This window comes from Mesorhizobium sp. B2-4-12 (assembly GCF_006441575.1).
Taxonomy (GTDB): Bacteria; Pseudomonadota; Alphaproteobacteria; order Rhizobiales; family Rhizobiaceae; genus Mesorhizobium.
Genome location: NZ_VFVC01000016.1, coordinates 17,584 through 43,111 on the forward strand (window position 1 = coordinate 17,584; position 25,528 = coordinate 43,111).

Below are 25,528 nucleotides of genomic sequence, written 5' to 3' on the forward strand. Positions count from 1 at the left end.
CCCTAGGGCACCGCGGTCGCTCCTTGCGGAAGCCGTTGCAGCAGGCGTCCGGCCTCCATCAGGTCAGGCGTGTCGAGGCCTTCGTTGAATGCCGCATAGACCGGTGCGAGCAACTCTCGCGCCTCCTTGTCGCGGCCGTGGTTGGCCCAAAGTCCCGCGAGGCGAAAAGCAGCTCTCAACTCGGCCAGTATCGCGCCCTGCTCGCGGGCGGCGGCCAAAGATTGCCGCAAAGGGTCTTCGGCGGCGTCGCCGCGCGGGTCCAGCCGTGACAGCAACTCTCCTTTCGCACTCAACAACTCGGGCAGCTGATATGTGGAGCCTGATTTGGCGAGCGTGTCGAACGCCTGCTCCAGAACGGCCAGTCCCTCGCTTGCCTCGCCGCGCTCGCCGCAGGCCCGCGCTAGCGCGCACAGATAAGCGGCCATCCCCATGTCGGCGCCGGTTTCGGCCATCGCCGCTATCCCATCACGCATCTCGCCAATCCCATCGTCCAACGCACCCAGACCAGCAAGCGCCCAGCCGAAGAAGGCGCGAGCCTGCCCCAGCAGCAGCGGGAGGGCGAACTCGGTGCACACCGCAATGGCTTTTTCAGCCCAGCGTCGCGCCTCGCCGGGCTCTCGCCGAAGGAGGTGGACAACGCCGAGGGCCATCTGTGCCTGGGCCAAGCTAAGGGGATGGGAGTCGCGCTGGGCCAGGGCGACGGCTTCCCTTGCCTGCTGAATCGCACCGTCAGGCTTGCCGCATATGCAGAGCATCTGCGCGTGGAACGACCTGCAACAGACGCCGGGATCGTGCCCGGTATAGCCCCACGCAAGGTGGCGATGCCGCTCGTAGTCGTAGGTTTCAAGGCCATATCTGACAAACGGTTCAGCGGACTCGTACCTGCCGAGATAGAAATTGACGCCCCAGAGTTGATGGTGTGCCTCCAGCAGGTACTCAGAATCGCCGGATGCCTCGGCGAGCTCCACCCCGAGCGTCTTGCACTGCATGGCAAGAGCTTCGGCGGCGCGCAGGTCGCCCGAGATGGTACGGCAGCCACTCTCGCCGCGCACCGCTGCGAACAGCTTGACTTTGTCGCCGAGCCGCGCGGCAAGGTCCCGCGCGGTCGAAAATGCCTGCAGGGGCTCCGGAGCGGCCCAACCTTTGGCGGGGACAAGAGCCGAGCCCATCGCCGTCCACAGTGAAACTTCCTGCCTGAGCCGGGTCTCGGAAGCGGGCAGTGACGCGGTAAGCTCGAGCCCCTTGGCGAAGTGAGCTGCGGCCTCGCGGTTGGCAGACCTTGCCATAGCGCGCTGCCCCGCCCGCAGCCACCATGGCACGCCCTCATCCGCCAGTCCGGCCAGCGTGTAATGCTGCGCGACGGTCTCGGGTTCGGCTTCGGCGATTTCGGCGAACTCGGCTTCGAGCGCTGCGGCGATCCTGCCATGGATTTGCTGGCGCCGGCTCTTCAGCAGGCTCTGGTAGGCGGTGTCGCGCACCAGCGCATGCTTGAACGTATAGGTCGCCTCCGGCGCGACGCCGCCGCGAAACACCAACTCGGCCTGTTCGAGCTGGTGGAGCGCATCGTCGAGCCGCGCCTGGTCCGCACCGCTCACCGCAGCGAGCAGCCGGTGGCCGAAGATGCGCCCGATGCAGGCACCGATCTGGGCCGTCTCTTTGACCGGCGACAGCCGGTCGAGGCGCGCCATCAGCGAGTCCTGCAGGGTCGAGGGAATTGCAAAGTTGGGCAGCGGCCCTATCGCGAGATAGCGCCCGTCGGCCTCTAGTAGCTGCCCGGAATCGAGGACTGTCCGCGTCAGCTCCTCGACGAACAGCGGTACACCTTCCGTGTTGGCCAGGATCCTGTCGGCAATATCGGGCGGCAGCTTTCTGTTGCCTGCAACGCGCTCTATGATCGCTATGCCGTGTTCCTGTTCGAGCCGTCCGAGCAGCACTATCTCTACAGACGATAGCGGCTTCCAGTGCGGCTCGAATTCCGGTCGTGCCGTCACCACCAACAGGGCGCGCAGGCCGGCGAGCCGCTCAACCAGCATCCCGAGCCACTCTGCCGTCGTCGGGTCTATCCAGTGGGCGTCTTCGACCAGCACAAGCGCCGGCTTGTTCGCCGACGCCTCGACCAGCCGTATCAACGCCGCCAGCGTGCGCGTCCTGAGTGTCGGCGCGGGCAGTCTGGGCGGCTGGTAGCGTCCGCCTGGGTCGATCGACAACAGGATCGCCAGCAGCGGCAGCGCCTCGTCCGTCTCCATATGGAGCCTGGCGAGCAGTGCCCTGAGTTTGTCGAACCTGCTATCGGCACTGTCGTCACTGACGAAACCCGCCGCTCGCTCGATATGCGCTATGAGAGGATGCAGCGCGCTGTTCGTATGATAGGCGGAGCAGAAGAAGCGCAGCTCGGCATGCGGTTCGGTGGCAACCCGCTCCGCGAGCGCCGCAATCAGGCGCGACTTGCCGATGCCCGCCTCGCCACTGAGCAGAATGACCCGACCCTCTGCCGCTGTCGCGCGGTGCCAGCGTTCGAGCAGGCGTGCCAGCTCAGGGTCCCGCCCGACCAGAGGTGCAAGCACGGCGTGCCGCGCTTCGAACCGGCTTTCGGCGGCTGTTTCGCCGACGACGCGCCGGCACCGCACCGGAGCGGCAAAGCCCTTCAAAGGGCGCTCACCGAGGTCGGCTGTCGCGAACAGCCCCGCAACCAGCTTTTGCGTCGTGTCGGCGATGATGACTGCGCCTGGCTCTGCGAGTGCCTGCAGCCGGGCCGCGAGGTTGGGCGTGTCTCCGACAACGGCTTCCTCTTGTGCAGCGCCTTCGCCGATCAGGTCGCCGACGACCACCAGTCCCGTGGCGATGCCGACGCGCGCCGCTAGCGGCTTGCCGCCGGGCGCGGTCAGCCGGCCGGTGGCGGAAGCGGCGGCGAGGCCGGCTCGCACGGCGCGCTCGGCGTCATCCTCGTGCGCCTGTGGCCAGCCGAAATAGGCGAGCACGCCGTCGCCCATCAGCTTGGCGACGCGCCCGTCGTAGCGAGCGATCTCCCGCGCAACCACCTGCTGATAGGCGAGAATGACCTCGCGCATGTCTTCCGGGTCGAGCGCCTGCGCAAGCTCGGTCGAGCCAACGAGGTCGACGAACATCACAGTGAGTTGCCGTCGCTCTGCGCGAGAATCCGAAGGGGCGGGCGGGGGCTGGGCCGTTGTGGGCCGGTTCGGACTCTCGGCGAGGGCCGCAATGGCGCTGAGCAATTTGCGCCGATGGCCAATCGACATGACCCCGAGCGCCGTCAGGTCGTCGGCGGTCAGGCTCGGGAGCACCTCTTCATCGATGTCTTGGCTGCCGAAGGCGTCGGCATACTCGCCGAGACCGAGGCTCACCAGCCATGCTCGAATATCCACGTGCCTACTCCCAGGCGGTGGAAGCTTTGCCCGAGCACTATATCGCAAACACTAGGTAGGGTCGCGCCTCTTATGCGAGGAGCAGTATCATCTTTGGGCCGCCCACAAGTCAGTCGAGTTGAGCCGTCCAGGCGTCTTCTTCGGGTCGGAAGCAGACGCAGATGCCCAGTTTTGTTCCAGTGCTGGGGAAAATGTCGCGCCAAATCAGTATGTCACGATTGGCGCGCCCGAAGAGATTCGAACTCCTGACCCCCAGATTCGTAGTCTGGTGCTCTATCCAGCTGAGCTACGGGCGCGCAACAGGCCGTGTTTTCAACGGCCCGCGATCCGATCCGAAAGACCGGCCGCGAATGTGTGCAGTTCCCTAACGACTGAAATCGCGAAAAGCAAGCCGATCCGGCAAAAGTTTTGTCGCGGTCCTGTCATCCGGTGATGACGGCCCCGATTCCCGGGCTTCGAAGCTGCCGGGAGCCGGTCTGGTTTGAAGCTGGGGGAAAGAAGCTTCAGCGAAAGTGTCACGTCCGACGCGCCTCGGAAAGACAGCGCGCAAGCGTCACGCCGGGCGGCGCAGGCTGCCTCGGGCCTGGTCGAGCCGCACCGGCTGGTCGGGGATGGTCACGGCGAAAGTGGTGCGCCCGCCAATGCTCTCGACCAGCTCCACCGTGCCGCCATGCGCCCGGATCAATTCGTGCGCGATCGCCAGGCCAAGGCCGGTTCCGCCGCTGCGCGCCGAGCCGCGGAATGCCGCGAACAGGTTCTCGCGCGCTTTCGGCGGCAGGCCGGGGCCGGTGTCGGTGACGGCGATGCGGCTGACGCTGCCTATCCGCTCGGCCGACACGGCCAGCCGGCGCACGACGGCGCTCTCGGTGTCGGCCGCCATCGCCTGCACCGCGTTGCGGCACAGATTGGTCAGCACCCGGAACAACTGGTCGGAATCGGCATCCACTTCGAACGCCGTCTCGACGGCGTTGATGAACTCGATGCCCTGTTCGATGTCGAGCAGGCCATGCACGTCCTCGACCAGCTGGCGCAGCCTCACCCGGCGGCGCGAAGGTGGCGGCTCCTGCGTGCGGCCATAGGCCAGCACGCCTTCCGAATAGGAGACGGCCCGGTCGAGCGTGCGCAGAAGCTTCGGCGCGAAGGCCTGCACGGTCGGATCCTTGACCTGGCGCAGGCGGTCCGAAATCAGTTGCGCCGAGGACAGGATGTTGCGCATGTCGTGGTTGATCTTCGACACGGCAAGGCCAAGGTCGGCCAGGTGCTTCTGTTCGGAAAGCATCTTTTGCAGCCGTATCTGCATCTGCGACAGCTCGCGTTCGGCGACGCCGATTTCGTCGGCGCGGTCGGCGGGATGGATGATGCGCGCAGGGTCGTCGGGGGCCTCGGAAAAGGTCAGCATCGAGCGCGTCATCGTGCGGATCGGCCCGATCATGATCAGGTCGATCGCGGCATAGACCAGCATGGCCGTGAACAGCGAGATCAGCAGCGAGACGAAGGCGACGTTGCGCGAATAGATCAGCATGGCCTTGCGCAGACTGTAGTCCGGCATGATCAGCTCGAATTCCTTGTCGCTCTCGCCGACCGGCCCGAAAACGCGCAGCATGCGGTCGCCGCCGAAGAACAGCGTGTCGAGCGCGCCGGTCATGCCCTTGATCATGCCGACGTTGGCGAGGTCGATATGGGAATCGACCTGCGGCGGCATGTCGGCCACCACCAGAAGCCGCGACACGCCGCCGTCGCGCACCGCGATCGCCTTGGCGCCGATCGCCATCAGCACGTCGTTCTGGGCCGCGCGCGACAAGGAGGTCGATTCGCCCTGCACCAGCACGATCGACACGGCGGCGGCGGTGCTCAGCCGCTCCTTGAGCCAGCTCAACCGGTAGCTGGCGATCCAGGGCAGGAAGATGAGCACTTCGGCCAGCAGCACGAAAACGATCGTCAGCAGCAGCAGCTTTGTCGACAGTCCGCGCGACAGCGGCACCGTGCGGACGGCGGCTGGCGCCGTTCCGGTCCCTTCACCCGCTTGGCTGGTTTCGCTCATGCGACTCTGTCTTCACAATCACTTGATCAGCCAAGATTAGGCGATTACGGCTTTTTTGCCAATTTTATCCTTGGTCGGAACATTAAATTTGCGCCAGATGGCCTGCCGCCTTGGCGAGACGACGCCGGATTGACTTTAAAAACCCTTCTTTCTATAAGCCCGCTCACGCTCGGGCCATTCGTCCCGGCGCGGTTTCGATCGCGCCAAAACCGGCCCGGCAAAGCTCCTGTTACAAAGTGACAGAATCAAGAAGGGCCGCACCCCGCGGTATTAAAACAAATGAAGCGTACCTACCAACCGTCCAAACTCGTCCGCAAACGTCGGCACGGCTTCCGTGCCCGCATGGCCACCAAGGGTGGCCGTGGCGTCGTCGCGGCTCGCCGCAACCGCGGCCGCAAGCGGCTCAGCGCCTAAGCGAGACGAGATCGTTGCCCGCAACCGGCAAGCCAGTGGGGCAAAATCCCAAGCGGCTTCTGAAGCGCGCGGAATTCCTGGCCGTCCGCCGTGGTGAAAAGCGCCGCGGGCGGTTCTTCCTCGTCGAGGTCCTCGACCGCGACGACGGCGGGATGCCGCGTGTCGGCTACACCGTCACCAAGAAGGTCGGCAAAGCCGTTGTGCGCAACCGCATCAGGCGGCGGCTGAAAGAAGCCGTCCGCGTCCACGCGGCCGATGACATGATGCCCGGCAATGATTATGTCATCGTCGGGCGCGACGATGCGCTGCGCGCCCCCTTCGGCCAGTTGAAGGCCGAACTCTCCCGCCGACTTCGCGGAACACGATAGGCCAAAGGCTCTCGATGGAAAACAACCGGAACTTCTTCATCACCATCGCGCTGTCGGTGCTGATCCTGACTTTGTGGCAGGTTTTCTACATGAATCCGCGCGTCGAACAGCAGCGCGAGGCCGCCAAGGTCGAGCAGCAGCGCGTGCAAGAGCAGAAGAAGGCGGCCGAGGCCGTCAATCCGGGGGCTGGAACGCCGGCGCCGGCGCCGGGCAGCATTCCCAACGCGCCCGGCGGTGATGCCGTCACGGCTGCCAGCCGCGATCAGGCCTTGGCGGCTTCCAAGCGCGTCAAGATCGACACGCCGAGCCTGATGGGTTCGATCAACCTGACCGGCGCACGCCTCGACGACCTCAGGCTCAAGCACTACACCGAAACCGTCGACAAGAATTCGCCCGAGATCGAGCTTCTCAACCCGCAGGTCCTGCCCACCGGCTATTTCGCCGAGATCGGTTTCGTGGGCAACGACAAGACGGGCACGGTACCGGGTGCGGAAACTGTGTGGAGCGTGGACGGCAACCCGACGCTGACCCCCTCGACGCCGGTGACGCTCACCTACACCAATGACAAGGGCCTGACCTTCAAGCGTACGGTATCCGTCGACAATGACTACATGTTCACGGTCTCGGACACGGTGCAGAACTCAGCCAGCAGCGCGGTTTCGCTGTTCAACTACGGCCGTGTCACGCGCTATGACAAGCCGGCGGTCGCCAGCACCTACGTGCTGCATGAAGGCCTGATAGGCGTTACCGGCACCGAGGGTCTGGCGGAATACAAATACTCCAAGATCGAGTCCGACAAGCAGATCACGCCGGGCAAGTCGACCGACGGCTGGCTCGGCATCACCGACAAATACTGGGCCGTCACCTTGGTACCGACCGAGAAGCAGCCTTTCCAGCCGCGCTACGCCTATTTCGAGGATGGCCGCCACCGCTATCAGTCCGACTTCCTGACCGACCCGATCAATGTCGAGGCCGGCCAGTCGGCGACCGTCGAGACGGAAATCTTCGCCGGCGCCAAGGAAGTCGCCAAGATCAATGCCTATGAGGCCGACCGCCACATTCGCCAGTTCAACCTTGTGATCGACTGGGGCTGGTTCTACTTCATCACCAAGCCGATGTTCTGGCTGATCGACACGCTCTACAAATTCTTCGGCAATTTCGGCCTGGCGATCCTCGCCACCACCGTCATCGTCAAGGCCATCTTCTTCCCGCTCGCCAACAAGTCCTATGCGTCGATGGCGAACATGAAGAAGGTGCAGCCCAAGATGCTCGAGATCCGCGAGAAATACGCGGACGACAAGATGAAGCAGCAGCAGGCGATGATGGAGCTCTACAAGACCGAGAAGATCAATCCGCTTGCCGGCTGCTGGCCGGTGGCGCTGCAGATCCCGGTCTTCTTCTCACTCTACAAGGTGCTGTACATCACCATCGAGATGCGGCACGCGCCATTCTTCGGCTGGATCCACGATCTTGCGGCGCCCGATCCGACGTCGATCTTCAACCTGTTCGGCCTGCTGCCCTTCGCGGCGCCTGCATTCCTGCCGCATATGGGCGCCTGGGCGGTTGTCATGGGCATCACCATGTTCCTGCAGATGCGCATGAACCCGACGCCACCGGATCCGACGCAGGCCGCGATCTTCACCTGGATGCCGGTGATCTTCACCTTCATGATGGGCAGTTTCCCGGCCGGCCTCGTCATCTACTGGGCCTGGAACAACACGCTGTCGATCCTGCAGCAGGGCGTGATCATGAAACGCCAGGGCGCCAAGATCGAACTGTGGGACAATCTGATGGCCCTGTTCCGCAAGAAACCGTCGCCGGCGGAATAGAGGCTTCTTTGGCAAAGAGCCCGCCCCGGCAAACCGAACCATAAAGTTGGGCGGTTTGGGCAAGAGCAGATTTGATGGCTGGGTCCTGTGTTCTACAGGGCTCAGCCTTTGGTTTCAGTGATGCAGCGCGCGACGCCGTGGCCCGGCACGCGATAGGACCAGGGACCGAGCCGGCATCTTTCTCACCTCCCCCTCATTACCGCAAATCGAACCTCGCTGCTGCCGGATTGTCCGTATGGAACTTATCCTGCGTTCAAGAGTTCGCGCACAAGGCTCCCTAAAAGCTCCCGCGTGGGAGGATCAGGTCGACGCGCCCGTTAAAATTCAAGGCAGTGCAGCGGATCGACCTCATCACATGCTATTTGCAGCGAGGCATTCCGATGAGCAGCAACATTCACCCAAAGACACGCAAGGTCACCGACAAGGATTTGAAGCAGAATCCCGGCATTGGCGCCTCCAGGGGCACGATCAAAGGTGGCAATCTTCTCGACGAGGACGAGGAACTGGACGGCGAAAACACTTTTGAGGGCGATGTCGAAAACGACACCACGCCGCAAGGCGGTGTCAATCCCCGTCAGACCGGGCGAACCAACGAATAGGAGCCCGCACGACCGGCGTCGAGCCTGCAGAGGAAGACCGGCAGCGATGGTCCGGGGGCCGGAAGCCGGGAGAGCGGATACCGCGGAAAAAGAGTTCGTTCGTCAATAACGTCACGTCGACCCGATTAACGCCTGATTGGAGGCTGTCATGCTGGATTTCGAGCACGCCAGGCATCGGATGGTGGAGGCGCACATCGCGCGCCGGGGTGTGCGTGACAAGCGGGTTCTGAATGCGGTGCGCCGGGTCGCGCGGGAGCAATTCGTCGACGAAGGTTTTGAGGAATTCGCCTATGAGGACAGCCCGCTGCCGATCGGCAGCGGACAGACGATCTCGCAACCCTTCATCGTGGCGAAAATGGCTGAGATGGCCGAGATCGAGGCTACCGATCGCGTGCTGGAAATCGGCACCGGCTCGGGCTACGCGGCAGCCGTACTGGCCGAACTTGCTGAACACGTTTTCACCATCGAGCGGCACCGATCGCTCGCGCAACAGGCGGAGCGGCGGCTCAATGCCGCGGGTTACCGAAACGTCGAGGTCAGGGTCGGCGACGGCACGAAAGGCTGGCAGGAAAAGGCACCCTTCGACGCTATCGTCGTCGCGGCCGCCGGCAAATCCATTCCCCTCGGCTTGCAGGAGCAGTTGGAGATCGGCGGCAGGCTGATCATTCCGGTCGGTGAAGACCCTTACTCCCAGCGGCTCGTTCGGCTGACGCGGATTGCGGCAAACAAGTTCGAGGAGGAGGACCTCGGCGGTGTCATGTTCGTGCCGCTGATCGGCGAGCATGGCGGGCAGGAAGAAAGCACGCGGTCGGCGCGCGAGGTACGCCCTCCTCCATTGCCGCAGCAAATCGCGCGGGCGGCCGAAGATCTGCCGCCGATCGACGATCCGGCCTTCGGCGCGATGTTCGACCGGTTCGGCAGCCGGCGCGTCGTCTTGCTCGGGGAAGCCAGCCACGGCACTTCGGAATTTTATCGTGCGCGCGCGGCGGTCACCCGGCGCCTCCTCCAGCGACACGGGTTCACCATCGTGGCCGTCGAGGCGGACTGGCCGGATGCCGCGCAGATCAATCGATATGTTCGCGCAGAGGAACGGCAGTCGGATGCGCAGCCGCCTTTCCAGCGCTTCCCGACCTGGATGTGGCGCAACACCGAGGTGGCCGCATTCATCGGCTGGCTGCGTGAATACAACCGGGATGTGCCCGATCATGCGCGGAAAGCAGGCTTCTACGGACTGGATCTCTACAATATGAGCGGCTCGATCGCCACGGTGCTTGCCTACTTGGAAAAGGTCGATCCCGAAGCGGCCGCGGTCGCGCGCGAGCGCTATGGCTGTCTGATGCCTTGGCAGAACGAGCCCACCACCTACGGACGCGCGGCGCTGCGGCCGGGCTACAGAACCTGCGAAGAGGCCGTCGTGCGGCAGTGCATGGATCTGTTCGAACGATCCATGGCGGAGGGCGACGGCGATCTCCTCGACGCCAAGCAGAGTGCACGTCTGGTCGCATCGGCCGAGCGGTACTACCGCGTGATGTATTATGGTGGCGCCGAGACCTGGAATCTCCGCGATCGGCACATGTTCGAAACGCTCGATCAGCTTCTCGAAGCGCAAGGACCGGATTCGAAGGCCGTGGTGTGGGCGCATAACTCGCATATCGGCGATGCGCGGCATACCGATATGGGCACTGTCCGCGACGAGCTCAACATCGGCCAGCTCTGCCGGGAACGCTTCGGTGCCCGGGCGGCGCTGATCGGCTTCGGAACAGATACCGGTACTGTCGCCTGCGCCTCGGATTGGGACGGTGAGATGGAGGTGAAGGATGTGAATCCTTCGCTACCGCACAGCTTCGAGCGGATGTGCCACGACAGCGGCAAACCTTCGTTCCTGCTGGATTTTGGGCGCCATGGCCAGCTCGGCGCCGATCTGGCGGCGCCGAGGCCGGAACGCTATATCGGCGTCATCTACCGGCCGGAGACCGAACGGCTCAGCCATTACATGGACTCGTCCGTCTCCCTCCAATTCGATGCCTTCGTCTGGTTCGATCGAACGTCCGCGGTCACGCCGCTCGCCATGTCGGCCGACAGCACCGGCAAGGTACCGGATACATTCCCCTTCGGCATCTGAGGTCCGGAACTTCATTCCAGTGCATTGGCGGGTCCTGTCGAAAAAGCCTGGTTCCGTCCGGGCTTTTTTGGGGGGCGGGCATCTGTTCACGTTCCGTGATCGGCGAAACTGAAAGCACGCGCGCGGCGTGACTGCTTGTGTGTTTCCAAAGGCTGTCAATTCGTCGCCGCGCGATACCCCGACGCAATCAGCCGGGTCCTGGCCTCACTCCATGACGGCGCTGTGGTCGACCTTGGCCGGCGTCCCGGGCTTGCGCAGCAGGAGCACCAGCGGAATGGCGGCCAGCGACAGGATCATCATCAGCTTGAAGTCGTCCATGTAGCTGATGATCGTCGCCTGCAGCGTCACCACGCCGTCCAGCGCCGCGCGGCCGGCGGCGGTGTAGGGGCTCATCGCCTGGGCGATCGCCGGATCGCCGAACGCCTGGTTGAAGGGCGTCACATAGGTGGCGATGTTGGCATGGTTGATCTGCACGTTCTGCGTCAGCAGAGCGGTGACCACCGATATGCCGACGCTGGAGCCGATATTTCGCGACAGATTGTAGAGCCCGGTGCCTTCCGCGCGCCGTTCCGGCGCCAGCGTGGCGAAGGTGATGGTGGTCAGCGGCACGAACAGGAAGCCCAGTCCGGCGCCCTGGATGAAGCCGGTGCTGACGATCGTCCATTGCGACACGTCGGGTGTCCAGCCGGTCATGTCGTACATCGCCCAGGCGGTGACCAGCAGGCCGGTCAACAGCAGCCAGCGCGTGTCGACCTTGCCGACCAGCCGGCCGACGAGGAACATGCAGGCCATGGTGCCGAGGCCGCGTGGGCCCATGACGATGCCGGCCGTTACCACCGGATATCCCATCAGGGTCTGAAGATAAGGCGTCATCAACGCCAGCGAGGCGAGATAGGTGATGCCGATGATGAAGATGAAGACCATGCCGACGGCGAAATTCCGGTCGAGGAAGAGCCTCGGGTTCACGAAGGTGTTGCGGCCGGTGAAGGTGTGGACGAGGAAGATATAGAAGGCGGACGCGCAGATCAGCGCCTCGACGATGATCTCGGATGACGAGAACCAGTTGAGCTGCTCGCCGCGATCGAGAAACATCTGCAGGGCCGCGATGGTGATGCTGAGCATGCCGAAGCCCAGCCAGTCCAGCCTGGCCTTGAAGTCCAGCTTCGTTTCCTGGACGAACATCGACACGCCCGCGAAGGCCAGCGCGCCGATCGGCACGTTGATGTAGAACACCCAGCGCCAGCTGACATTTTCGGTCAGCCAGCCGCCGATGACCGGGCCCAGCACCGGCCCGACCATCACCGAAACGCCGAACAGCGCCATCGCCGAGCCGCGCTCTTCCACGCTGTAGATATCGAGCAGGATGCTCTGCGACAGCGGCACCAGGGCCGCGCCGAACAGGCCTTGCAGCAGGCGGAAGCCGACGATCTGCGGCAGCGACTGCGCGAAACCGCACAGCACCGAGGCGACCACGAAGCCGGTGATCGAGGTCAAGAGGATACGCTTGCGGCCGAAACGGTTGGCAAGGTAGCCTGAGGGCGGCGTCATGACCGCGGCCGCGACGATATAGGAAGTCAGTACCCAGTTGATCTGGTCGGCGCTCGCCGAAACGCTGCCCTGGATGTAGGGCAGCGCCACATTGGCGATGGTCGTGTCCAGCGCCTGCATGATGACGGCCAGGATCACGCAAGCTGTGATGGCGCCGCGATTGGCGACCACCGGTGTGCCTCCCGTAGCGGCCTCGCTGGTCATGACTTTTGTCCGAAGCTCTTCAGGAGGTTGGTGACGAAGTCCGGCAGGCCGCGCGCATGGCCGGTGTCGACATCGACCACGACGCTCATGCCGCCCCGCAGCGGCGGTTTGCCCCCGATATCGTCCACGGCCACGCGCATCGGGATGCGCTGCACGACCTTGACCCAGTTGCCGGTGGTGTTCTGGGCCGGCAGCAGCGAGAAGCTCGACGACGAGGCGGGGCTGATCGAGGCAACCGTGCCGTGCCACACGGCACCCGGATAGGTATCGACGCTGATCGTTGCCGTCTGTCCCGGCCTGACATAGGTCAGCTCGGTTTCCTTGGGCTCGGCCGCGATCCACAGATCGGTCGACGAAACCAGGCTGAAGGCCGGCTGCGAAGCCGGCAGATACTTGCCGACCTGAAGCACATCGACATTGGTGACGATGCCGTCAAAGGGAGCCTTGACCACGGCATCGGCGAGGTTGCGCTGTGCATCGTCGACGCCCGACTGAGCCTGCAGGTAAAACGGGTTCTTCTCCACGGGCTGGTTGGCGTCGCCGCCGAGCTGGGCAAGCATGGCCTGAGCCTGTGACTTGGCAACGGACACTTTCTGGCGCGCCGCGACGAGGTCGTGCTGGGCGCTGTCGAAGGACGCCTTCGAGGCGGTGGAGGTCTTGAGCAGATCCTGCTGCCGCTGGAAGGCGGCCTCGTAATAAGGAATGTCGGCCTCGGCCTGCTCGATCTGCGCCAGCGACTGCTGGTAGCTCGCCTGCAAGGTCAGCACCTGGTTGCGCACGGTTCCGAGCTGGGCTTGGGCGGCGGCGAGCGCGGTTTCGAAAGAAGCCGGCCGCAAACGGAAGAGCACGTCACCCTTCTTCACAGCCTGATTCTCGTGCACGTCGATTTCCTGCACGGTGCCGGAGACGTCGGTTGACACGCCGAGCGACTGGGCCTGGATATAGGCATTGTCGGTCGTCATCACCTGGCCGCCGGTGACATAGTAATAGCCGCCGACCACCAGCGCGACGGGCAGCAAGGCAAAGAGCACCGGCCGCGTCAGGCCGCGCCTCGGCTTGACCGGCCCGGGAGCGACAGCCGCGACCGGGGCCTGCCGTGGCTGCGGCTCCCTGGACGGAGCCTCGAGCGCCGCCGGCTCCAGGGCGACCGGCGCTTCCAGCTCGTCATTGTCGATGACGACGTTGCCGCGCCTCTGTTCGCGCTCGCTGTCCAGCCGGATGACCTGGTCGCTGGCTCTTTCGCCGACACCTTCTTTGTCAGCAGGCTTCTTGGGTGATGTTGATTCAGCCATGTACTTTCTCCCGGTCGACGGCTGGCTGGGCGCAAGCCGCGAGCAGATTGGATTTGATCAAGCTTAGGGTTTGCAGCAGATGCTGCCGTGCATCCGACGAAAGGCCGGCGAAGGCCTCGTCTCGTGTTTTCTGGCCGTTGCCGCGCATGAGCTCGAGCAGCGGATGGGCCTGCGGCGTCAGATAAAGCAGCCAGGCCCTGCGGTCGGCTGGATTGGGCCGGCGCTCGATGAAGCCCCGGGCTTCCATCTTGTCCAGCAACCGGGCGAGTGTGATCGGCATGATCTCGATGAAGTCGGCGAGCTTGTTCTGGTGAACGCCTTCATGCAGCGAAAGATAGGCCAGTACCTGCCATTGAGCCCGCGTCAGCCCCGATGCGCGCGAACGCTGCTCGAACCGCTTTCGAAGCAGACGCGCGACATCGTGCAGCACGAAGCTGATATTGGACGAGAAGAACATGGGAGGAGATCAGGGTCTGCCGACAACTTTTAGTGAGCATGCTTATTATCATCATGCACATAATCCTGCTGGACGGCGCGCGCAAGACGGATTAGACCGCTCGGAAGAAAAATTGCATGGGCCAAGGCGCGCCACGGGCGCCAGGCGGCGAGAATTTTCCGGCAAGGATTTCGACGATGAATTGGATCAGGATCGCAGCCGTGACGGCTCTCGTCGGGTGCCCGGGCGCGGCGGTGGCAAGGGAGGCGGTCAGCTGCGGCGGTGCCGCCATGCTGGGTGGCGCGCAGCTGAACTGCAGCCACGTCGAACCCGAGGCGCCCCAGCAATTCTGCACGTTTAGCTGGGCTCTCCACACGACATCAGGCGACCAGAAAGTGGTCGAGGGCACCTTCATGCTGCCGCCCGGCGCCGCCAACGTCACCATCTACCAGGGCAGCGGTTTCGACAGCGCGCTGTCCAATCCGATCGTCATCTGCCGCGGCAACAAATGAGCTTGTCCGCCAACGAAGACTCGCTCCCCGGCCGTTTGGTGCTATAGGGCGGATCACGTTATTTTGACCGGCATCTCCGTTTCCGGATGCGCCTGTCCGCCAATTCCCGGACGAACCGACATGAACGGACCCAACCCCGACATCAAGCACCCGATCGCGATACACACGCGCGTCGGTTTCCTGAAGCCGCTGGTGACGACGCCGAATATCGAGATCGGCGACTACACCTATTATGACGACCCGGACGGGCCGGACAAATTCGCCGAAAAATGCGTACTGCACCACTATCCCTTCATCGGCGACAAGCTCATCATCGGCAGGTTTTGCGCCATAGCCGAAGGCGCGCGCTTCATCATGAACGGCGCCAACCATGCCATGTCTGGCTTTTCGACCTATCCGTTCAACATTTTCGGCCATGGCTGGGAACAGGGTTTTGACCCGGCGACATGGTCGAAGGAGGTACGCGGCGACACGGTGGTCGGCAGCGATGTCTGGATCGGCATGGAGGCAGTGATCCTGCCCGGCGTGGAAATCGGCCACGGCGCCATCATCGCCGCGAAATCGGTGGTGACGCACGATGTGCCGCCCTATGCCATCGTCGCCGGCAATGCGGCCAAGGTGGTGAAGATGCGTTTCGACGACAGAACGATCAGGCGGTTGCTGGCGCTGGCATGGTGGGACTGGCCGGTGGACAAGATCAGTCGCAATCTCAATGCCATCAGGGGCGCCGACATCTCTCTTCTGGAGACAGCAGCTTGAACGCTCAAAACAGCACCATGATCGGCACCGACCTGTTCACGCGCGGGTGGATCTTTATTCGCGGCGTGCCGGCAATGAAGTTCCTGCCACCGGAAGGCCCGCCCGAGATCGCCTTTGCCGGTCGCTCCAACGTCGGCAAGTCCTCGCTCATCAACGCCCTGGTCAACCAGAAGGGGCTGGCGCGCACCTCCAACACGCCGGGGCGAACGCAGGAGCTCAACTACTTCGTGCCGGATGGATTTTCGGGCGAGGGCGCCGACCTGCCGCCGATGGCGCTGGTCGATATGCCTGGCTACGGCTATGCCACCGCGCCCAAGGAGAAGGTCGACGAATGGACGAAGCTGGTCTTCGACTACCTCAAGGGCCGCGTCACGCTGAAGCGCGTCTATGTGCTGATCGATGCCCGCCACGGCATCAAGGCCAAGGACGACGAGGTGCTGTCGCTGCTCGACAAGGCGGCGGTGTCCTACCAGATCGTGCTGACCAAGACCGACAAGATCAAGGCTGCCGGCGTGCCGCGGCTGATCGAGGAGACGCTGGCCAAGATCAAGAAGCGTCCGGCGGCGTTTCCGTTCGTGCTCGCGACATCATCGGAAAAGGGCGAAGGCCTTGAGGAATTGCAGGCCGCGATCGTGCTCGCGGCCAATGGCGGCTAGAGCCGGATGATTTCAGGTCGAGTCGACCTGAAATCTGAATCCGTCTCTAAATCAAAAGTTAGAGCATGATGTCATCCGAAAACCGCTTCACACTTTTCGGCATCATGCTCTAGACGTCGTACGCGTGTCCGTTGACCGCGCCTTGGCGATCCGTCAACATCGCAGCGCCATGTGAGGCGAACCGGATGCGTATCGTTTTTCGTTGTGATCCCGCGCTTGCCGAGACGCTGCCCCGGCCGGTTCCAGCGCGCGGCGTGCTGCCTGACTGGCTCCGCAAGATGCCTCCGAAAGCCTTTTCGGAGATCCATGGGCGAGAGATTCGGACGGTAAAGCAGTGTCCGCCCTTCGTCGATGCCATGACACACGGCTTCATGATCCTGCTGCCGTGCGATGTGACAGTCGAGAACGGCGCCTTTGAATGGCGGTGGGACATCGCCGAGCCGTCAACGAGGGGCCATCCGCGTTCGCCGCTCAGCTTCCACGTCGCCGAACAGCTCGCCGGCGCACCGTTTTCGAATGGGCTGGCGGCCATAAAATTCAACAGTTTCTGGACGATCGAGCTGGAGGACGGCTGGTCCCTCTTTGCCACCCATCCGGTCAACCGCGATGATCTTCCTTTCCGCCTGGTGACTGGTGTTGTCGATGCGGATCATTTCCAGGACGCCGGCATCAATTTCCCGGCAATTTGGACCGACCAGGGTTTCTCCGGCGTGCTGGCGAAGGGCACGCCGGTTGCGCAATGCTTTCCCGTGCCGCGCGCCGCGCCCGAACTCGTCTTCGAAAGCTTCGATGCCGTGCGCAAGGCTTCCTACGAAAAAACCGTTGCCGATGTTCTTGCCGAACCCGGCGTCTACCGGAAGCAGTTTCGCGTAAAACGCGCCCGCTAGAGTCCCGATCCGAGTGCAGCCGCTCTGCATGCGACCTGCTCTATTCCTTGTCTTTACCCAATTGCGGATGGAAAACCGCGACGCACTTTCCTGGAATTGCCCTAGCCGCCAAGCAAGCCCTTCAACGCTTCGCGATCGATCCAAAGCTTGCCGTGCGGCGCTGACGTCAGTGCCATCGCGATGATGCCGAAGGTTGTGGCGCGCTGCTTGTAGGCCGTCCGATAAGCCTCGATCGCGGCGTCCATATCGGCCGTTTCCTGCAGCGCTATCCCCAGATTGACCGCCGCCTCGGCGTCGTCGGGACGTATCTCCAGCGCTTTGCGATAGGCGGCCGCTGCCCCGACATGATCATGCAGATCCTGCCTGACAAGGGCGAGGTCGAACCATGTCGATGCGGGCGCATTTCCGTTCACCGCCCGCTCCAGCAAAGGTGCCGCATCGGCAGGCATTCCGTCCTCGAACAGCATGCGGCCCAGACGCGCTGCCGCTTCCGCCGACGAGCGATCGGCAAGTGTCACCTGCCGCCAAGCCTCGAACGCCTGGGTCCGGTCGCCCGCCTCATCGAGCGTTCGCGCCTGCTCGATAAGCACGGCAGCGTCGGGCGCCAATTCCGCCGCGCGTGAGAGATGGAACAGCGCCTGGTCAAAATCCCGTGCCGCCCGCGCCAGGCGACCGGCGAGCAATTGAGTGGCTGCGTTGTCGGCCCTGATCGCCAGACTTGCATGAATATGGGTGCGGGCTCCCGATATCTCTCCCTTGGCGAAAAGAACGGCAGCCAGAAGGTGGTTGAGAGCTGGGTCGTCCGGGGTCTGGCGAAGAGCCTCCTCGCAGAGCAGCCGTGCCTGCTCGTGGCGCCCGGCGTTGAAGTCCGCCACGATGCGTCGCATCTGTTCCTGGAACTTCGGATCGCCCATCCCGATCTGCCTTCACGCTCGCGAACGAGAATCATTCCCGCGGAATGATCCGTTCGGCCCGGTCCCCCAGACGTTGACGCTCAGCGCCTTGAGGTCAAGCCGGCTTCCACGAAAAATCGGCCACTGGAGGGCCGTTCGGAGCGTCATGTCAGGGCGAATGTGAGTTTTTTTCTTCCTCGGCAAGCTTTTCGGTGCCGTAGGCCTTCAGGAACATGCTGACACCCGACCTGACGATGCGGTCGATCTCATCCTGGCTCGGAGCCTTGGTGCGGTAGGCGAAGATGCACTGCCGGAAAAGGCCGGCCAGGCAAAGCTCGGTGAACTGATAGGCGGCGAGGTCGACATCGTCGATCTGGAGCAGGCCACGTTCGACGGCGGCATTGAAGAACGTCACGACCTTGTCATGGCCGCGTTTGGGACCACGTTCGTAAAACCGCGCACCCATGTCGGGGATCCTGTCGGAAGCGCCGATCACCGTGCGCTGCGCCTGGATGACCTTGGCCGAGGTGATCTTCATGGACAGCACCTTGCCGAACTTCACCAGCGTCTGGCGCAGGTCGTCGGCACGGTCGAGCATGTCGTACATGTTCTTGAAGATGGTGCCGCGCTCTTCCTCGATCAGCGCCTCGAACAGCTCTTCCTTGTTGGCGAAATAGACATAGATGGTGCCTTTCGACACGCCGGCTTCACGTGTGATGTCGTTCATCGACGCGGCCTCGAAGCCTTTGTCGATGAAGACACGGCGGGCGCCATCGATGATCTGGCTCCGCTTGACCGGATCCTGTCCAGCCGCCGGGCGGCCACGCCGCAGGCTCTCCAACAGGTCGCCACACTTGTCGTTCTCGGCGTCAGGGTTTTCGGCGTCAGGTGTTGTCTCGGCCATGAAAGTCGCACCTCGAAAATAATTCGAACCAACCGGTTCGATTGCCCCTTGATATGGTCCTCTTTTCGCGCTATGTCAACGGCCAGATCGAACCGAACGGTTCAGTATTATTCATTTTAGAGAGATGTCATGTCCTCGAACGCGCCAACCACTGCCGAAGTCCGCCCTTTCCCCAATGCCAAGGTCGCGCCGGCAACCGAAGCCCCGGAGATTCCCGTCCAGCCGGTCGTCGCACCGCCACCGGCGGCTGACGCTCCGGCCAAGAAGAAGCGCTCGGTGCGCTCCTTCCTGCTGCCGATCATTGGCCTTGCGCTGCTCGGCGGCGGCGCCTGGTACGGCTACGACTACTGGACCACGGGCCGTTTCATGATCACGACCGACGACGCCTATGTCCAGGCCGACATGGCGTTCGTTTCGCCCAAGATTTCCGGCTATGTCGATCAGGTCAAGGTGAGCGAGAACCAGGTGGTCAAGGCCGGCGATCCGCTGCTGACGATCGACGATGGCGACTACAAGATCGCAGTCGGGCAGGCCGAGGCGCAGATCGCCACATTGTCGAAGACGCTCGACCGCATCGACGCGCAGACCAAGGCCGCGCAGGCATCCCTGCAGCAGGCTCAGGCACAGAAGGTCGCCGATCAGGCGGCCGCCGACAATGCCGCCCGTGCCCAGCAGCGTGCCGCGCAACTGGTCAAGACTCATGTCGGCACCCAGGCACAGCTGGATGACGCCCAGACCGCGCTCGACCAGGCCAATGCCGCTCTCGTCGGCGCCGATGCGCAGATCGCAGCCGCCCAGGCCAATATCGGCGTGCTCGAGGCGCAGCGCGCCGAGTCGGCGAGCACGCTCGCATCCTTGCAGCTCAGCCACGACAAGGCCGCGCGCGACCTGTCCTTCACCGTGCTCAAGGCGCCCTATGACGGTATTGTCGGCAACCGTTCGGTCGAGCAGGGCGACCTCGTCAGCCCCGGCCAGAAGCTCGCCGTCGTCGTGCCGATGGACAAGCTCTACATCGTCGCCAATTTCAAGGAGACGCAGCTTGCCCGGCTGGTTCCCGGCGAAAAGGTCAATATCTCGGTCGACGCCATCGACGGCAAGCCTATCCAGGGAACCGTCTCGTCACTGGCTCCGGCGTCAGGCGCGGTGTTCTCGCTGCTGCCGCCCGAGAACGCCACCGGCAACTTCACCAAGGTGGTGCAGCGCATCCCGGTTCGCATCGATGTCCCGGCCGATGCCCTGAAGACCGGCAAGTTGCGCGCCGGGCTCAGCGTTGTCGTCGCCGTCGACAGCCGCACGGCGCCGAACACGACCAGCAACTAAGCGCTTTCGGAGGGCGGCTCGGCGGCTGATCAAGCGCCGCCCCGCCCGGCCTGCCTCAAGGAGGCCCAAGGAAATGGCAACCGCAACCATCACCGCAGGATCGCTGCCGGCAAGGCCGGCCGTTCCCGACACGATCTCGACACGGCGCGTCATCGCCTTCCTGGCGATGGTGTTCGGCATGTTCATGGCGATCCTGGACATCCAGATCGTCTCGGCTTCGCTGGCCGAGATCCAGGCGGGCCTCAGCGCCAGCTCCGACGAGATCCCGTGGGTGCAGACCGCCTATCTCATCGCCGAGGTGGTGATGATCCCGCTGTCCGGCTTCCTCAGCCGCATGCTGTCGACGCGCGTGCTGTTCACCATCGCGGCGGCGGGCTTCACCGCGGCCAGCGCTCTTGCCGCGACAGCCACCAACATCGACCAGATGATCGTCTACCGCGCCGTCCAGGGTTTCATCGGCGGCGGCATGATCCCGAGCGTCTTTGCCGCGGCCTTCACCATCTTCCCGCCCTCGCGCCGCGCCATCGTCTCGCCGATGATCGGCCTGGTGGCCACGCTGGCGCCGACCATCGGCCCGACCGTCGGCGGCTATATCAGTCACGCCTTTTCATGGCACTGGCTGTTCCTGGTCAATGTCGTGCCCGGCATCCTGGTGGCGACCGCGGCCTGGTCGCTGATCGATTTCGACAAGCCCAACCTCAAACTGTTCAACAAGTTCGACTGGTGGGGCCTGGCCGGCATGGCGGCCTTTCTCGGCTGCATGGAATATGTGCTGGAAGAGGGTCCGAACAATGACTGGCTGCAGGACCAGGCGGTCTTCATCTGCGCCATCGTCATGACCATCGGCGCGGCGATCTTCTTCTGGCGTGTCTTCACCGCCGAGGAGCCGATCGTCGACCTCAAGGCGTTCAGCAACATCAACTTCGCCTTCGGTTCGCTGTTTTCCTTCGTCATCGGCATCGGTCTCTACGGGCTCACCTATCTCTACCCGGTGTTCCTCGGCCGCATCCGCGGCTACGATTCGATGATGATCGGCGAAGCGCTGTTCGTCAGCGGCCTGGCGATGTTCGTCACCGCGCCGATCTCCGGTTTCCTGTCGAGCAAGATGGACCTGCGGCTGATGATGATGATCGGCTTCTTCGGCTTCGCCACCGGCACATGGTGGATGACGCATCTGACCGCCGACTGGGATTTTTATGAGCTGCTCATCCCGCAGATCCTGCGCGGCTGCTCGATGATGCTATGCATGGTGCCGATCAACAACATCGCGCTCGGCACCTTGCCGCCCGACCGGTTGAAGAACGCGTCCGGCCTGTTCAACCTCACCCGCAATCTCGGCGGCGCGGTCGGCCTTGCCATCATCAACACCGTGTTGATCGACCGCAATGCCTTCCACTACGCAAGGCTCGCCGAGCACGTGCAGTGGGGCAGTGCGGCCGCGCAGACCAAGCTGCAGAACATGACGCTCAACTTCGAGCAGAGCACTGGCCTCAACGCCACCAGTGCCGCGATCTCAAAGCTGTCTGGCATGGTCCATCAGCAGGCGGCGCTGCTGTCCTTCATGGATGTGTTCTACCTGCTGACGGTGCTGTTCGCGACGCTTGGCCTGTTCACCATGCTGATCAAGAAGCCGGCCGCGCCCGGTGGCGGTGGTGGCGGCGGGCACTGAATCAGTATGTGGGCAGCGGTTTCGGGAAGCTCCTCCAGTCCACGCCCGAAAACCCTGACCGCGCAAAAACTCCGGGCCGCAAGCCCGGAGTTTTTTCTTTCTTCAGGGGGTATTGTCAGGCCGTGGTGGGCTTGAAGGTCAGCGCCACGCCATTGATGCAGTGGCGCAGACCGGTCGGCGCCGGGCCATCGTCGAAGACATGGCCGAGATGGCCGCCACAGCGGCGGCAGTGCACCTCGGTGCGGGTCATGCCCAGCGACCGGTCCTCGGTCTTGCCGATGCCATTGGCGATCTCCTGCCAGAAGCTCGGCCACCCGGTGCCGGAATCGAATTTCGTCTCGGAGGGATAGACCGGCAGGTCGCAGCCGGCGCAGGCGAAGATGCCCTTGCGGTGCTCGTTGAGCAGCGGGCTGGTGCCGGGATACTCCGTGCCCTGTTTGCGCAGCACGTCGAAGGCGGCCGGCGACAGGATGGCCTTCCACTCGTCGTCAGTCTTGGTGACCTCGAACTTTTCTGCGGCCTGTGCGGCCCGTGCGGGCTGCGGGCTGCCCATGCGCAGCATTGTCGCTGCGGCTCCTATGATGCCGATGGCGGCGGCGCCGCTCAAAAGAAAGTCGCGACGGTTCATCACCAATTCCTCCTGTTGTCCTTTTGCCAGACCGCGCCGCCACGTGGAAATCAAAAGCGGGTGACGGTTCACTCCCGAACGAACTCCGCGCCGTTCGACAGGAACGGCGCGGAGCGCGTGCCGGTTGCCGATCCCGGGAGCGGGACCATGCAATCGACGAGAGCTCTTGCTGCCACTTCGTCGGCAGCAAGTCCTTTGTTACATCTTCGGCAGCAAAACCTTGTCGATGACGTGGATGACGCCGTTGGACTGTTCGACATCGGCGATCGTCACATCGGCTGATGGTCTTGCTGGCACATGGCCGCGCCGCCAACCATCGGGTTTTGGGTATAGACAGCGGTGGCAAGCGCGGAGACAACGATCGTACCGGCGAGCAAAAGGCTGGCGAATCTACGCGAATATCCCGTGCGCCTAAAGTTCTGGCGTCCCGGCGCTGGCTTCAATTGCCAAGTAAATCGCCACTGGCTAGCTTGGCGGGAGTGGGGAAGCGCTGATGTCGATCGAACGGATCCTTTGGGAGGAAGACGCAACCAGCCTCGCCAGCCTGGTGCGTAAGGGCGACCTGTCCGCGATCGAACTGACCAATGCGGCGATCGCGCGCGCCGAGGCCACCCGGCCCGAGATCAATGCCATGGCCGAGCCGCTCTATGACGCGGCACGGGCGCGGGCAAAGACCATCGACCGCTCGCTGCCGCTGGCCGGCGTTCCCTTTGCCATCAAGGACCTCGGCATCGCCGTCAAAGGCGTGCCGTCGCATGGCGGCAGTCGCATTCCGGCCTGGGTGCCCGACTTCAATTCGACCATGACCGAGCGCTATCTCGCCGCCGGGCTGATCCCGATCGTCACCTCGACATCGCCGGAGCATGGGCTTCGGCTGATGACCGAATCAAAAGCCTTCGGCATCACGCGCAATCCCTGGAACATCGGCCACACCACCGGCGGCTCGTCGGGCGGTTCGGCGGCGCTGGTCGCCGCCGGCGTCGTTCCGGTGGCGCATGCCTCCGATGGCGGCGGCTCGATCCGCGTGCCGTCCGCCTGCACCGGGCTTGTCGGCCTCAAGACCTCGCGCGGCCGTATCCCGCTGACGCCGCTGGTGAGCGAAAGCTGGTATGGCATGGTGGTCGACCATGCCGTGACCCGCTCGGTGCGCGATTGCGCGCTGCTGCTCGACCTGACCCACGGTCCAGACTCCTTGTCGCCCTATGCGGCACTGCCGCCGAAGGGCACATTCGCCGCCGCCGCGGCGCGAGATCCCGGCAAGCTCAGGCTGGCCGTGTATCGCAAGTCGCCGCTTGGCCTGCCGATCTCGGCCGAGACGGTTGCGGCACTCGACACGGCGGTCGCGCTCGCCCGCGAAGGCGGCCACACGGTCGAGGATATCGACCTGCCCTTCATCGGCCGCGATTTCTTCGCCGACTTCTGCAGGACGGTCGCTTCCGCCGTAGCCGGCATGCTGCGGGCGGAAGCGCAGCGCGTCGGCCGCTCCGTCAGCGGCGACATCGAGCGCACCACACGGGTGCTCGGCCGGTTGGGCGAAATGGTCTCGGCCGGCGAGACCTATGCCGGCCTGCAGCGGCTGCACGCCGCCTCGCGGCAACTGATCGCGGAAACCGCGCAATACGACGCCGTGCTGATGCCCATCATAGCCCACCCGCCGCTTGTCTGCGGGGCCATGGACCCGAAGGGCGCCGATGAGCTGATCGAAAACCTTCTCGACAAACTGCATCTCACGCCCCTGCTGAAGATCGACTCCCTTTTCGGTCAGCTCATGGACAAAAGCCTGTGGTTCACTCACTGGCCGGCAATCCAGAATGTTTCCGGCCAGCCGTCGATCGCTCTGCCGGTCCATGTGACCGAAAACGGCCTGCCGCTGGGCATCCAGGCCATGGGGCGCCCAGGCGACGAAGAGACGCTTTTGTCTCTAGCCGCGCAGATGGAGAAAATTTCGGGCTGGTTGAAGCGTCGCGCGCCGCTGATGATGCCATCGTGAAATCGATTTCGTCATTGTGACAGCAATGCCATTTGCGACCGGCATCAATTCCCGCTAAGACGCCGCCGTCCTTTCCAGTGCATGTCGCCCAAAGTGCCCAGCGGTTTTGGGATAGTGACAGCACAACCAGAACCGGGAACCATGCCGATGACGGACGTCGCCGCCACCGCCGAAATGCAGGCCGCCCTGCTGTCGCGGGCGCTGCCCTACATGCAGCGCTACGAGAACAAGACGGTCGTGGTGAAATATGGCGGCCACGCCATGGGCGACAGCGAACTCGGCAAGGCCTTCGCCCGCGACATTGCTCTGTTGAAGCAGTCCGGCGTCAATCCGATCGTCGTCCATGGCGGCGGGCCGCAGATCGGCGCCATGCTGACCAAGATGGGCATCGAATCCAAATTCGAGGGCGGCCTGCGCGTCACCGACCAGAAGACGGTCGAGATCGTCGAAATGGTGCTGGCCGGCTCGATCAACAAGGAAATCGTCGCCCTGATCAACGCCGAGGGCGAATGGGCGATCGGCCTGTGCGGTAAGGACGGCAACATGGTGTTCGCCGAAAAGGCGCGCAAGACCATGATCGACCCGGACTCCAACATCGAGCGGGTGCTCGATCTCGGTTTCGTCGGCGAGCCGGTCGAAGTCGACCGCACTCTGCTCGACCTTCTGGCGCGCTCCGAAATGATCCCGGTGCTGGCGCCGGTGGCGCCCGGCCGCGACGGCCACACCTACAACATCAATGCCGACACTTTCGCCGGCGCCATCGCGGGCGCCTGCAAGGCTTCGCGCCTGCTGTTCCTGACCGACGTGCCCGGCGTGCTCGACAAGAACAAGAAGCTGATCGACGAGCTGACCGTCGCCGAGGCCAGGGCGCTGATCAAGGACGGCACGGTCTCCGGCGGCATGATCCCCAAGGTCGAGACCTGCATCGAAGCGATCGAGCGCGGTGTCGAGGGCGTCGTCATCCTCAACGGCAAGACCGCGCATTCCGTGCTGCTCGAACTCTTCACCGAGCACGGCGCCGGCACGCTGATCGTGCCCTGAGGTGGTGCGGCGACAGCGCTGGCTGACACGCGC

21 protein-coding genes, 1 tRNA gene and 1 pseudogene are annotated in these 25,528 nt (G+C 63.7%); 13 read left to right on the plus strand and 10 right to left on the minus strand.

Annotated features, from left to right (window positions below; genetic code table 11):
• Positions 1-2: 2 nt before the first annotated feature.
• The 3 genes from FJ934_RS12005 to FJ934_RS12015 form a co-directional block, all read right to left on the minus strand.
• Positions 3-3,383 carry an adenylate/guanylate cyclase domain-containing protein gene (locus FJ934_RS12005; RefSeq protein WP_140609840.1) on the minus strand — a complete coding sequence of 1,127 codons (3,381 nt, stop codon included), beginning with the start codon at positions 3,381-3,383 and terminating at the stop codon, positions 3-5.
• A 219-nt stretch (positions 3,384-3,602) separates the two neighbouring features.
• Positions 3,603-3,679 (minus strand) — tRNA-Arg (locus FJ934_RS12010).
• 257 nt (positions 3,680-3,936) lie between these two features.
• A complete protein-coding gene (locus tag FJ934_RS12015; RefSeq protein WP_140609841.1) occupies positions 3,937-5,424 on the minus strand; it encodes a HAMP domain-containing sensor histidine kinase in 1,488 nt (495 codons plus the stop codon).
• A 279-nt stretch (positions 5,425-5,703) separates the two neighbouring features.
• Here FJ934_RS12015 and rpmH point away from each other — a divergent pair, with 279 nt between their 5' ends.
• The 5 genes from rpmH to FJ934_RS12045 all read left to right on the plus strand — a co-directional run bounded on the left by rpmH (position 5,704) and on the right by FJ934_RS12045 (position 10,756).
• On the plus strand, positions 5,704-5,838 hold the full coding sequence (rpmH, locus tag FJ934_RS12025) for a 50S ribosomal protein L34 (RefSeq protein WP_008833937.1): 135 nt from the start codon (positions 5,704-5,706) through the stop codon (positions 5,836-5,838).
• Between the two features lie 14 nt (positions 5,839-5,852).
• Positions 5,853-6,206 (plus strand): ribonuclease P protein component, encoded by a 354-nt coding sequence (rnpA, locus tag FJ934_RS12030; RefSeq protein WP_140609842.1) that lies wholly within the window; start codon positions 5,853-5,855, stop codon positions 6,204-6,206.
• Positions 6,207-6,220: 14 nt separating this feature from the next.
• Positions 6,221-8,035: a membrane protein insertase YidC gene (gene yidC / locus FJ934_RS12035; RefSeq protein WP_140609843.1), complete on the plus strand. Its 1,815-nt coding sequence runs from the start codon at positions 6,221-6,223 to the stop codon at positions 8,033-8,035.
• A gap of 380 nt (positions 8,036-8,415) precedes the next feature.
• Positions 8,416-8,634: a hypothetical protein gene (locus FJ934_RS12040; RefSeq protein ID WP_140609844.1), complete on the plus strand. Its 219-nt coding sequence runs from the start codon at positions 8,416-8,418 to the stop codon at positions 8,632-8,634.
• 148 nt (positions 8,635-8,782) lie between these two features.
• Positions 8,783-10,756 carry a protein-L-isoaspartate(D-aspartate) O-methyltransferase gene (locus FJ934_RS12045; RefSeq protein WP_140609845.1) on the plus strand — a complete coding sequence of 658 codons (1,974 nt, stop codon included), beginning with the start codon at positions 8,783-8,785 and terminating at the stop codon, positions 10,754-10,756.
• A 204-nt stretch (positions 10,757-10,960) separates the two neighbouring features.
• Here FJ934_RS12045 and FJ934_RS12050 read toward each other — a convergent pair whose 3' ends face one another.
• Genes FJ934_RS12050 through FJ934_RS12060 form a run of 3 tightly spaced genes read right to left on the minus strand, consistent with a single transcriptional unit; the run spans position 10,961 to position 14,257 of the window.
• Positions 10,961-12,508 carry a DHA2 family efflux MFS transporter permease subunit gene (locus tag FJ934_RS12050; RefSeq protein WP_140609846.1) on the minus strand — a complete coding sequence of 516 codons (1,548 nt, stop codon included), beginning with the start codon at positions 12,506-12,508 and terminating at the stop codon, positions 10,961-10,963.
• A complete protein-coding gene (locus FJ934_RS12055; RefSeq protein ID WP_140609847.1) occupies positions 12,505-13,800 on the minus strand; it encodes an HlyD family secretion protein in 1,296 nt (431 codons plus the stop codon). The genes FJ934_RS12050 and FJ934_RS12055 overlap by 4 nt, the downstream gene beginning before the upstream one ends.
• A complete protein-coding gene (locus FJ934_RS12060) occupies positions 13,793-14,257 on the minus strand; it encodes a MarR family transcriptional regulator (RefSeq protein WP_140609848.1) in 465 nt (154 codons plus the stop codon). Before FJ934_RS12060 ends, FJ934_RS12055 begins: the two co-directional genes overlap by 8 nt.
• A gap of 176 nt (positions 14,258-14,433) precedes the next feature.
• Between FJ934_RS12060 and FJ934_RS12065 the strand changes: the two genes are divergently transcribed.
• The 4 genes from FJ934_RS12065 (at position 14,434) to FJ934_RS12080 (ending at position 17,050) form a co-directional block, all read left to right on the plus strand.
• Positions 14,434-14,748: a hypothetical protein gene (locus tag FJ934_RS12065; protein ID WP_140609849.1), complete on the plus strand. Its 315-nt coding sequence runs from the start codon at positions 14,434-14,436 to the stop codon at positions 14,746-14,748.
• A 120-nt stretch (positions 14,749-14,868) separates the two neighbouring features.
• On the plus strand, positions 14,869-15,507 hold the full coding sequence (locus FJ934_RS12070; RefSeq protein WP_140609850.1) for a CatB-related O-acetyltransferase: 639 nt from the start codon (positions 14,869-14,871) through the stop codon (positions 15,505-15,507).
• Between the two features lie 17 nt (positions 15,508-15,524).
• Positions 15,525-16,163, plus strand: a complete 639-nt coding sequence (gene yihA / locus FJ934_RS12075; protein ID WP_181165591.1) for a ribosome biogenesis GTP-binding protein YihA/YsxC — start codon at positions 15,525-15,527, stop codon at positions 16,161-16,163.
• Between the two features lie 185 nt (positions 16,164-16,348).
• Positions 16,349-17,050 (plus strand): hypothetical protein, encoded by a 702-nt coding sequence (locus tag FJ934_RS12080; RefSeq protein ID WP_140609852.1) that lies wholly within the window; start codon positions 16,349-16,351, stop codon positions 17,048-17,050.
• A 101-nt stretch (positions 17,051-17,151) separates the two neighbouring features.
• Here the strand turns inward: FJ934_RS12080 and FJ934_RS12085 are convergent, their stop codons facing one another.
• Together FJ934_RS12085 and FJ934_RS12090 are read right to left on the minus strand one after the other, a co-directional pair.
• A complete protein-coding gene (locus tag FJ934_RS12085; RefSeq protein WP_246671496.1) occupies positions 17,152-17,964 on the minus strand; it encodes a tetratricopeptide repeat protein in 813 nt (270 codons plus the stop codon).
• Between the two features lie 148 nt (positions 17,965-18,112).
• Positions 18,113-18,847, minus strand: a complete 735-nt coding sequence (locus FJ934_RS12090) for a TetR/AcrR family transcriptional regulator (RefSeq protein ID WP_140609853.1) — start codon at positions 18,845-18,847, stop codon at positions 18,113-18,115.
• A 129-nt stretch (positions 18,848-18,976) separates the two neighbouring features.
• Here FJ934_RS12090 and FJ934_RS12095 point away from each other — a divergent pair, with 129 nt between their 5' ends.
• Together FJ934_RS12095 and FJ934_RS12100 are read left to right on the plus strand one after the other, a co-directional pair.
• Positions 18,977-20,167, plus strand: a complete 1,191-nt coding sequence (locus FJ934_RS12095; RefSeq protein ID WP_140609854.1) for an HlyD family secretion protein — start codon at positions 18,977-18,979, stop codon at positions 20,165-20,167.
• A gap of 73 nt (positions 20,168-20,240) precedes the next feature.
• A complete protein-coding gene (locus FJ934_RS12100) occupies positions 20,241-21,836 on the plus strand; it encodes a DHA2 family efflux MFS transporter permease subunit (RefSeq protein WP_140609855.1) in 1,596 nt (531 codons plus the stop codon).
• A gap of 115 nt (positions 21,837-21,951) precedes the next feature.
• Here the strand turns inward: FJ934_RS12100 and msrB are convergent, their stop codons facing one another.
• Together msrB and FJ934_RS12110 are read right to left on the minus strand one after the other, a co-directional pair.
• On the minus strand, positions 21,952-22,464 hold the full coding sequence (gene msrB, locus FJ934_RS12105) for a peptide-methionine (R)-S-oxide reductase MsrB (protein ID WP_140609856.1): 513 nt from the start codon (positions 22,462-22,464) through the stop codon (positions 21,952-21,954).
• 198 nt (positions 22,465-22,662) lie between these two features.
• Positions 22,663-22,743 (minus strand): annotated as a pseudogene (locus FJ934_RS12110) (fasciclin domain-containing protein); the annotation flags it as partial.
• A 214-nt stretch (positions 22,744-22,957) separates the two neighbouring features.
• On the opposite strand from FJ934_RS12110, the gene FJ934_RS12115 reads away from it, so the two are divergent.
• Both FJ934_RS12115 and argB read left to right on the plus strand, forming a co-directional pair.
• On the plus strand, positions 22,958-24,454 hold the full coding sequence (locus FJ934_RS12115) for an amidase (RefSeq protein WP_140609857.1): 1,497 nt from the start codon (positions 22,958-22,960) through the stop codon (positions 24,452-24,454).
• 147 nt (positions 24,455-24,601) lie between these two features.
• Complete coding sequence (gene argB, locus FJ934_RS12120) at positions 24,602-25,495, plus strand: acetylglutamate kinase (protein ID WP_140609858.1); 894 nt, start codon at positions 24,602-24,604, stop codon at positions 25,493-25,495.
• Positions 25,496-25,528 lie beyond the last annotated feature (33 nt).

Bases quoted from the DNA above. Each gene is read 5' to 3' on its own strand.
- FJ934_RS12015 (WP_140609841.1), bottom strand. From the start codon at position 5,424: ATGAGCGAAACCAGCCAAGCGGGTGAAGGGACCGGAACGGCGCCAGCC.
- rpmH (WP_008833937.1), top strand. From the start codon at position 5,704: ATGAAGCGTACCTACCAACCGTCCAAACTCGTCCGCAAACGTCGGCAC.
- yidC (WP_140609843.1), top strand. From the start codon at position 6,221: ATGGAAAACAACCGGAACTTCTTCATCACCATCGCGCTGTCGGTGCTG.
- FJ934_RS12040 (WP_140609844.1), top strand. From the start codon at position 8,416: ATGAGCAGCAACATTCACCCAAAGACACGCAAGGTCACCGACAAGGAT.
- FJ934_RS12045 (WP_140609845.1), top strand. From the start codon at position 8,783: ATGCTGGATTTCGAGCACGCCAGGCATCGGATGGTGGAGGCGCACATC.
- FJ934_RS12050 (WP_140609846.1), bottom strand. From the start codon at position 12,508: ATGACCAGCGAGGCCGCTACGGGAGGCACACCGGTGGTCGCCAATCGC.
- FJ934_RS12055 (WP_140609847.1), bottom strand. From the start codon at position 13,800: ATGGCTGAATCAACATCACCCAAGAAGCCTGCTGACAAAGAAGGTGTC.
- FJ934_RS12060 (WP_140609848.1), bottom strand. From the start codon at position 14,257: ATGTTCTTCTCGTCCAATATCAGCTTCGTGCTGCACGATGTCGCGCGT.
- FJ934_RS12065 (WP_140609849.1), top strand. From the start codon at position 14,434: ATGAATTGGATCAGGATCGCAGCCGTGACGGCTCTCGTCGGGTGCCCG.
- FJ934_RS12070 (WP_140609850.1), top strand. From the start codon at position 14,869: ATGAACGGACCCAACCCCGACATCAAGCACCCGATCGCGATACACACG.
- yihA (WP_181165591.1), top strand. From the start codon at position 15,525: ATGATCGGCACCGACCTGTTCACGCGCGGGTGGATCTTTATTCGCGGC.
- FJ934_RS12080 (WP_140609852.1), top strand. From the start codon at position 16,349: ATGCGTATCGTTTTTCGTTGTGATCCCGCGCTTGCCGAGACGCTGCCC.
- FJ934_RS12085 (WP_246671496.1), bottom strand. From the start codon at position 17,964: ATGGGCGATCCGAAGTTCCAGGAACAGATGCGACGCATCGTGGCGGAC.
- FJ934_RS12090 (WP_140609853.1), bottom strand. From the start codon at position 18,847: ATGGCCGAGACAACACCTGACGCCGAAAACCCTGACGCCGAGAACGAC.
- FJ934_RS12095 (WP_140609854.1), top strand. From the start codon at position 18,977: ATGTCCTCGAACGCGCCAACCACTGCCGAAGTCCGCCCTTTCCCCAAT.
- FJ934_RS12100 (WP_140609855.1), top strand. From the start codon at position 20,241: ATGGCAACCGCAACCATCACCGCAGGATCGCTGCCGGCAAGGCCGGCC.
- msrB (WP_140609856.1), bottom strand. From the start codon at position 22,464: ATGAACCGTCGCGACTTTCTTTTGAGCGGCGCCGCCGCCATCGGCATC.
- FJ934_RS12115 (WP_140609857.1), top strand. From the start codon at position 22,958: ATGTCGATCGAACGGATCCTTTGGGAGGAAGACGCAACCAGCCTCGCC.
- argB (WP_140609858.1), top strand. From the start codon at position 24,602: ATGACGGACGTCGCCGCCACCGCCGAAATGCAGGCCGCCCTGCTGTCG.